The sequence below is a fragment of the Reyranella sp. genome (assembly GCF_050185545.1).
Taxonomy (GTDB): domain Bacteria; phylum Pseudomonadota; class Alphaproteobacteria; order Reyranellales; family Reyranellaceae; genus Reyranella.
Genome location: NZ_JBFWZI010000058.1, coordinates 1 through 7414, shown reverse-complemented (window position 1 = coordinate 7414; position 7414 = coordinate 1). Strand labels below are relative to the sequence as shown.

Annotated in this window: 7 protein-coding genes; 1 reads left to right on the top strand and 6 read right to left on the bottom strand. The window is 67.7% G+C overall.

Annotated features, from left to right (window positions below; all coding sequences use genetic code 11):
* Positions 1-134 precede the first annotated feature (134 nt).
* Positions 135-1106, top strand: coding sequence for a hypothetical protein (locus tag AB7O82_RS17330; RefSeq protein WP_428543167.1), 972 nt, complete (start codon positions 135-137; stop codon positions 1104-1106).
* Positions 1107-1233: 127 nt separating this feature from the next.
* On the opposite strand, the gene AB7O82_RS17325 is transcribed toward AB7O82_RS17330, so the two are convergent.
* The 6 genes from AB7O82_RS17325 to xdhA form a co-directional block, all read right to left on the bottom strand.
* The gene (locus AB7O82_RS17325) at positions 1234-1551 is read right to left on the bottom strand and encodes a hypothetical protein (RefSeq protein WP_428543169.1); all 318 of its coding nucleotides are present in this window, start codon (positions 1549-1551) and stop codon (positions 1234-1236) included.
* A gap of 265 nt (positions 1552-1816) precedes the next feature.
* Entirely contained in the window at positions 1817-2242 is a 426-nt protein-coding gene (locus tag AB7O82_RS17320) for a type II toxin-antitoxin system VapC family toxin (RefSeq protein ID WP_428543171.1), read from the bottom strand.
* Between the two features lie 27 nt (positions 2243-2269).
* Entirely contained in the window at positions 2270-2536 is a 267-nt protein-coding gene (locus AB7O82_RS17315; RefSeq protein WP_428543173.1) for a hypothetical protein, read from the bottom strand.
* 87 nt (positions 2537-2623) lie between these two features.
* Positions 2624-3418, bottom strand: a complete 795-nt coding sequence (locus tag AB7O82_RS17310) for an SDR family oxidoreductase (RefSeq protein WP_428543175.1) — start codon at positions 3416-3418, stop codon at positions 2624-2626.
* Positions 3419-3446: 28 nt separating this feature from the next.
* Positions 3447-5738 carry a xanthine dehydrogenase molybdopterin binding subunit gene (xdhB, locus tag AB7O82_RS17305; protein ID WP_428543177.1) on the bottom strand — a complete coding sequence of 764 codons (2292 nt, stop codon included), beginning with the start codon at positions 5736-5738 and terminating at the stop codon, positions 3447-3449.
* Positions 5735-7183, bottom strand: coding sequence for a xanthine dehydrogenase small subunit (gene xdhA / locus AB7O82_RS17300; RefSeq protein ID WP_428619852.1), 1449 nt, complete (start codon positions 7181-7183; stop codon positions 5735-5737). The genes xdhB and xdhA overlap by 4 nt, the downstream gene beginning before the upstream one ends.
* Positions 7184-7414 lie beyond the last annotated feature (231 nt).

Sequence of the window (7414 nt, the reverse complement as noted above, 5' to 3'; positions counted from 1 at the left end):
ATCCATGTACCGCTAGGACACGTGGCGAGTGCGCTCGAGTGGCGGCGGCCCACGAACCCTTGGGCTTGCCGAAGGAAGGACCGCCGCTGCATCCTCACGTACGCCATTGCCGACGGCGGAGGGGGAAGCAAGGGATGCGCCAGGTCGGTCGTCGTCAAAGCGATGCCATTCTGGGGGCCATGCGGCAAGTGGCGCTGGCGAACGGGCGGCCGCTCACCCATGCCGATACGGCGAGCATCATGGCGGCAGCCCGCTACCTGCTGCGTCGGCACGATGTCACGGACCTCGGCGCCCTGCCGGCCGTGGAGCCGGTCGATCTCGTGGCCGCGATCAGGGCGGATCACGACTTGGCGGGAGATGCGGTGAAATATCTGGCCGTCATGGCCTTGGTCGACGGCGTTCTCGACGCCGGCAAGCTCCACCGCGTCCTGGCCTATGCCTGCGCCCTCGATGTCGAGGAGAACTACCTCACCCAGATGGTCGAGGCGGCCTCCGGCCACATGTCCTGGGTGATCGCCGACATGACCATGCGCAACGCCGAGAGCGTCGTCAGCGGCCCGTGGGGCGACCGGCCGGCTCCGGGTGCCTGGATACTGCCCTATGGCGACGCCAACGCGCAGCCCGAGCTGGCCGCCCGCTACGAGGCGCTGGGCGAACTGCCCGACAACACGTTCGGCAAGGCCCTCTGGGCCTTCGACAAGACCAACGGCTACGCATTTCCGGGTGAGCCGACGGCGCTCAATGCGATTTTCGCCACGCCGCACGATGCAACGCATGTCATCTCGGGCTACGACACCAGCTACCGCGGCGAGATCCTGGTCTCCACCTTCACCGCCGGCATGCATCCGATCAATCCGATGGCGGGCCACATCCTGCCGGTGATCTTCAATGGCCATCTCGGCGTGAAGTTCAACGACGTTGCGACGCCGGCACACGGCGGCTTCGATCCGGACGAGTTCTGGCACGCTTGGGCGCGCGGGCGCGACATGACGCTCGACCTTTTCGCCACCGACTGGAACGTCTGGGACTGGGTCGAGCAGGATCTCGAGGATCTCAGGCGACGCTTCAACGTCTCGCCCGCCGGCGGGGCAGGCGAACAAGCGTGATCCCGGGCAACAGGCGGTTGGTCATCTCGACAACGTCGCAGGTCGCGATGGCAATCCACGGTCCGACGTCGCGCCGGTCCTGCGCCGTTGCCAGGCCGTACCGCCAGCCTGAGTTCCGGGAAAGGGACTAGCGCCGACCCGCCCGATCCACCGGGCCTCCACGATTGCCGACGTTCGGTGCGACGCCCGCGCCTGGCGCGCCAGCACCGGCGCCCGGCGCTACGCCGACACCCGGTGCGCCGACTCCAGCGCGCGGTGCGACACCCACGCCCGGCGCGCCGACACCGACGCCCGGAGCAACGCCGACGCCGGGCGCACCGACGCCGGGCCTGACGACACAGTTGGCCGGTACGCCAGGCGACGTGCAGTAGACGACCTGCGCACTGGCGGGCACGAGCGTGAGGCCGAGAGTGAAGATCGACAGCAGGACAATCGGGATTCGCATTTCGCTTCGGCCTTTCATTGTGTTTTGCGGCCTGGCCGGTCGCACGCGGCCATCGGCCTCTTGCAGTCTCCGGTACCTCAGATGCAGGCCATCATGCCGCCCGATACACGGGCGCGGGAATGATAGAGGCATTTGCCGATCGCGACGAGTCTTGGTGTTGGACAAGCCCGCTTCGCCGCAATTGGACGAGAAATCACCGCCACGGATTCTGACACGGACGCGATGAAGCTCCTCTTTCGAGTGCAGCATCTGCCCCTGACGACGACTACGGCGCACGCGCCCTCAAGTATCGTGGCGGCGTGACGACATCCACGCCCGGAAACAGTCTTGCCATATGCTTGGTATTCCAAGTCACGATCGCTGGTATTCCATGGACACCCGCGACTTGTCCGATCAGGGCGTCGTAGAGGCGAGAATCGATCCCGCCGCCAGCAGCGTAATGACGTATCGTATCGAATGTTTGCGCCGGCGTCAGACCAGCCAGGCCGACGATGGCACGCAAACCATCAAGAGCGGCTCGGGCGTCGTCTGCAGTGTACTGAAACGGTGCATACTCGCCCTTGGTCAGCGTGGCATAGGCCTCGGCGAAACTGTGGGCGGCAATGGCAAAACCTGCCGGATCACGCGGCGAACAAGGCGAAAGAGGCTTCGTGATGCTCGTGCGCCTCTGCAACGCTTGCGATGACGACATTGCTGTCGAGCAGTGCCGCCGGAACAGTCATGACCGGCGGTCGCGGGTTGCGTCGAGTGCGGCATTGGCCTCGGCAAGCCTGACCTTGCGCCGGTTGCCGATCGGAAGAACCAACAAAGGTCCGCGGCGGACGAGATTGCCGACTGCCTCGGGCTCGACCATCGGGACGTAGCCGCGTAGTGCGTCCTCGACGATCTCCGTAGCACTCATGCCCGTGCGCCGCGCAATCTCCCGCACGCGCACGCACGCAAAGGCGGAGCGGATGTTGAGCTGGGCGGAGTTACGGCGCGGCATGCGGGCGACCCTCTGCAATCTCTAACGCGGATAGCCGGGCTAGCCAACCGTTCACGCGGCTGCATGCCAGTCACGCCGTTGCTGGCGCTACACCACCGGGCTGGCCCCGCCATCGACGTTGATGGCGACGCCGGTGATGAAGGAGCCGGCGTCGGAGCACAGGAAGCAGGCCATGCGGGCGAATTCCTCGGCCTTGCCCATGCGGCCGATCGGGATGCGCCCCTTGGCCATGCCGTCGAGGAACTCCTGGTAGGACTTGCCGCCACCCGCCGCCTTGTGGCGGCGCTGCCACTGGTCGCTCTCGATCAGGCCGACCAGCATGGCGTTCACCAGCACGTTGTGCTGGGCGTTCTCCTTGCTCAGCGCCTTGGTGAGCGCGAGGCCGGCGGCACGGCTGACGCTGGTCGGCGTCGAATCGGCGTTGGGCGCCTTGGCGCCGATGTTGAGCACGTTGACGACGCGGCCCCACTTGCGCTCGCGCATGCCGGGCAGCGCCAGGCGCAGCAGGCGGATGGCGGCGAACAGCTTCAGGTCGAGGTCGCCCTGCCAATCCTCGTCGGTCACCGTGTCGAACGGCTTGGCGTGGCTGATGCCGGCATTGTTGACCACGATGTCGACCTTGCCGAAGTCATTCGCGATCTTGCTCCAGGTGTCGGCGATCGGCTTGGCCTGCGAGACGTCGCAGGAATAGACCTCGATCTTGGCGTTGGTCTTGCCGGCCGCCGCCGTCACCTCCTTCTTGGCGGCCGCGAGCACGTCGGCCTTGCGCGCGAGCAGCGCCACCGAGGCGCCCGAAGCGGCAAATTCCTTCGCCATCGCCAGGCCCAGGCCGGTGCTGGCGCCGGTAATCACGGCCACGCGGCCGTCCATGCGTACTTCCACGATCTCCTCCCTCGAACTGTCCGGATGTCTAGTTTCGCAGTGTAGCGACTGCCGCGAGCACGCGCTCGGGGGTCGCTGGCGCATCGAGCCGCACTGCGGTCTTGTGATCGCCGACCGCCTCGATGGCGTACTTGAGTGCGGTCCACACCGCCGTGGCGAGCAGCAGGGGCGGCTCGCCGACCGCCTTGGAGCGGAAGATCGTCGCTTCGCGCGACGGCGCATTGTCGAGCAGCTTGACATTGAAGACCGGCGGCGCGTCGCGGCTGCCGGGGATCTTGTAGGTCGACGGCCCGACCGTGCGCAGGCGGCCCTGCTTGTCCCACCACAGTTCCTCGCAGGTGAGCCAGCCCTGCCCCTGCACGAAGGCGCCCTCGATCTGGCCGAGATCGATCGCCGGATTGAGCGAGGCGCCGCAATCCTGCACCAGGTCGGCACGCAGCACGCGGTTCTCGCCGGTCAGGGTGTCGATCACCACCTCGGCCGCCGCCGCGCCGAACGAGAAATAGAAGAATGGCCGGCCGCGCATGGCCGCGCCGTCCCAGTGAACTTTCGGCGTCTTGTAGAAGCCGGTGGACGACAGCGAGACGCGGCCCTGGTAGCAAAGCTTTGCCATTTCGCCGAAGCTCAGCACCTGGTTGCTGCCTGGCTTCGCGATGCGCACGGTGCCGTCGGCAAACGCGATGTCATCGGGCGCCGAGGCGAAATGCTCGGCAGCGAACGCGATCATGCGCTGCTTGATGGTGTTGGCGGCCTCCCAGGCCGCCCAGCCGTTGAGATCGGAGCCCGTCGAGGCCGCGGTCGGCGAGGTGTTGGGCACCTCGGCGGTCGAGGTGGCGCTCGGCCGGATGCGGTCGATGCCGACCTTGAACACCTCGGCCACGACCTGCGCCACCTTGATGAACAGGCCCTGCCCCATCTCGGTGCCGCCATGGTTCAGACGGATCGAGCCGTCGGTATAGACATGCACCAGCGCGCCGGCCTGGTTCAGGTGCGGCAGGTTGAAGGAGATGCCGAACTTCAGCGGGAACACGCCGAGCCCGCGCTTCAGGATCGGGCTGGTGCGGTTGAAGGCATCGATCTCCGCCCGCCGGCGCTCGAGCGTGCCGCCCTGCTTCACCTCGGCCCAGCAGCGTGCCAGGTGGTTCTCCTCGACCTTCTGGCCGTACGGCGTCTCGTCCTGGCCGTCGCGATAGAAATTGAGGGCGCGGACGTCCCAGGGATCGCGGCCGAGATGGCGGGCGATGCGGTCCAGCGCATCTTCCATCACTACCACGCCCTGAGGTCCGCCGAAACCGCGGAACGCGGTGTTGGATTGCAGGTTGGTGCGACAGGCGTAGCCGACGGCGCGGACATGCGGCAGCCAGTAGGCGTTGTCGACGTGGGTGAGCGCGCGTGCGATCACGCCGGGCGTCATGTCGAGGCTCCAGCCGGCATCGGCCGCCAGCACGGCGTCGAGCGCCAGCACGCGACCCTCGCCGTCGAAGCCCACCGTATAACGGTACTGGAACCCGTGGCGTTTGCCCGTCGCGATCATGTCGGTCTCGCGCGGCAGGCGCAGCTTGACCGGACGGCCTGTCTTGGCCGCGGCCAACGCGGCCGCGCCGGCGATCGCCGAGGCATTGCTCTCCTTGCCGCCGAACCCGCCGCCCAACCGCCGCACGACGATGGTCACGCGATTGAAATCGCAGCCCAGCAGCTCGGCGCAGACATGCTGGACCTCGGTCGGGTGCTGGGTCGAGGAATGGACGACGAGATCGCCATCCTCGCCCGGCAGGACGAAGGCGATCTGACCCTCGAGATAGAAATGCTCCTGGCCGCCGACGCTCAGCGCGGCGCTGAGACGATGCGGCGCGCTCTTCATCGCCGCGTCAGGGTCGCCGCGCAGGATCATCGACGGCGCCTGCACCCAGGCCTGCCGGGCGAGCGCCGTCTCGATGTCGAGGATCGCCTCGCCAGGCTCGATGTCGAGCACGGCCAGCTCGGCGGCCGCGCGCGCCTGGTCGAGCGTTCCAGCCACCACCATGGCCACCGCCTGGCCGATGAACTCGACCCGGTCGTGCGCGAACAGGGGCTCCTCCCTGCCGGCGCCGGCGATGTTGTTGTGGCCGGGAATGTCCGCGGCCGTGATGGTGGTGACGACGCCGGCCGCGGCGGCTGCCTTGGCGAGATCGATGCGGCGCAGGCGGCCGCTGGGGATCGGGCTCAGCACCAGCGCGGCATGCAGGGTGCCGGGCGGCTCCGGCATGTCGTCGATGTAGATTGCCTGGCCGGTGACGTGCTTCAGCGCACTGTCGTGCCGAAAGGAGGCATGGACGGTCATAGCGCTTCGACCTCGACCGGACGTGCCGGCTCGGCGATGCGCCAGTAGAGCCGGCGCAGCAGGTTGGCGGCCGCAGTGCGACGGTAGGATGCCGAACCGCGCCAATCGTCGATCGGCTCGAATTCGCGCGCGACGGCGGCGGCCGCCGCCTCGAACGTCGCCGGCGCGACCGGCTGGCCGCACAGTGCCGCCTCGACCAGCAAGGCGCGCCGCGGCGTCGCCGCCATGCCGCCGAAGCCCACGCGCGCATCCTCGATCCTGCCGTCGACCAACCGCAGGCGATAGGCGGCGGCGACGGTGGAGATATCCTGGTCGCGCCGCTTGCTGAGCTTGTCGCAGAAGAAGACTTCGCGAGGCCATAGCCCGGGCATGCTGAGACTCTCGATTACTTCGTCGCCGGCCAGCGCCGTCTTGCGATAGCCGAGGAAGAACTCCTCGATCGGCAGCTCGCGCGCGCCGCGCCTGGAGACGAGGCGCAACCTGGTTTCCAGGGCGATCAGCACCGGCGGCATGTCGCCGATCGGCGACGCCGTGCCGATGTTGCCGCCGATCGTGCCCAGGGTCCGGATTTGCCGGGACCCGAGACGCGCCAGGTAGGTTGCCAGCGCGGGATAGCTGGCGAGCAGGATCGGCATGGCGCGCGCGTAAGGCACGGCAGCACCGATCGTCAGCCGCTCCTTGCCGGCCGCGATCGCCGTGAGCTCCGGCACATGGGCCAGGTGAATGACCGATTTGGGCGGATGGCGCGAGCGGCTGGCGAGCAGGCCGAGATCGGTGGCGCCGGCCAGCAGCAGCGCGTCGGGATGGGCGGCGCGCAGCGCCAGCAGCTCGTCCAGCGAGCGCGGTGCGTGGAACACGCCCTGGAAGGTTGCAGACGCCTCGCGCGTCGGTCCGGGAGTCGGCGGCTCGATTGCCATGCCGGCGACCTTCGTCATCGCCGCCACGATAGGCCGATAGCCGGTGCAGCGACAGAGATTGCCCGCCAGGGCATCGTGGATGATTGCGGGATCGGGCGGCTCGCCGCTGCTCGCGAAGGCGAAGGCCGACATGACGAAGCCCGGCGTGCAGAAGCCGCATTGCGTGGCATCGGCCTCGGCCATTGCCAACTGAACCGGATGCGGAGTCCCATCGGCGCGACGCAATCCTTCGACCGTGCGCACTGCCAGACCATCGATCTGGCCCAGCAGGGCGATGCAGGCATTCATCGCCTCGCGCCGGCCGTCGGCGCTCTCCAGCACGACGGTACAGGCGCCGCAATCGCCCTCGGCGCAGCCCTCCTTGGTCCCCTTGAGCCCACGATGGTCGCGCAACCAGTCGAGCAGCGTCGTCATCGGCGAGACGCCAGAGAGCTCGAGGGGGGCAAGCTCGACGGGCTGGTCGTTGAGCCGGAAACGAATGCAATCCACCATGCGGGCAAAGATGATCGGGCCGATAAGTCCGTGCAAGCTTCACGCCGCACTCCGTGCGGGCTGCCACCCATGCCATTTTTCTCCGTCATCCCGAGAAGGGCGCTTGACGAGCAAGCTTTCATTCTCCTCCCCAGCTTCGCTGGGGAGGACTTCCTACCCGTGGTCAAGTGGACATTGCCTCGTTTTGGGGGACGATGTGAAGGTGAGTGAGGGTGCATTGTCGCCCGTCGCGCGGAAGTGTGCCGGCGTGCTCGCGACCGTCAAGGA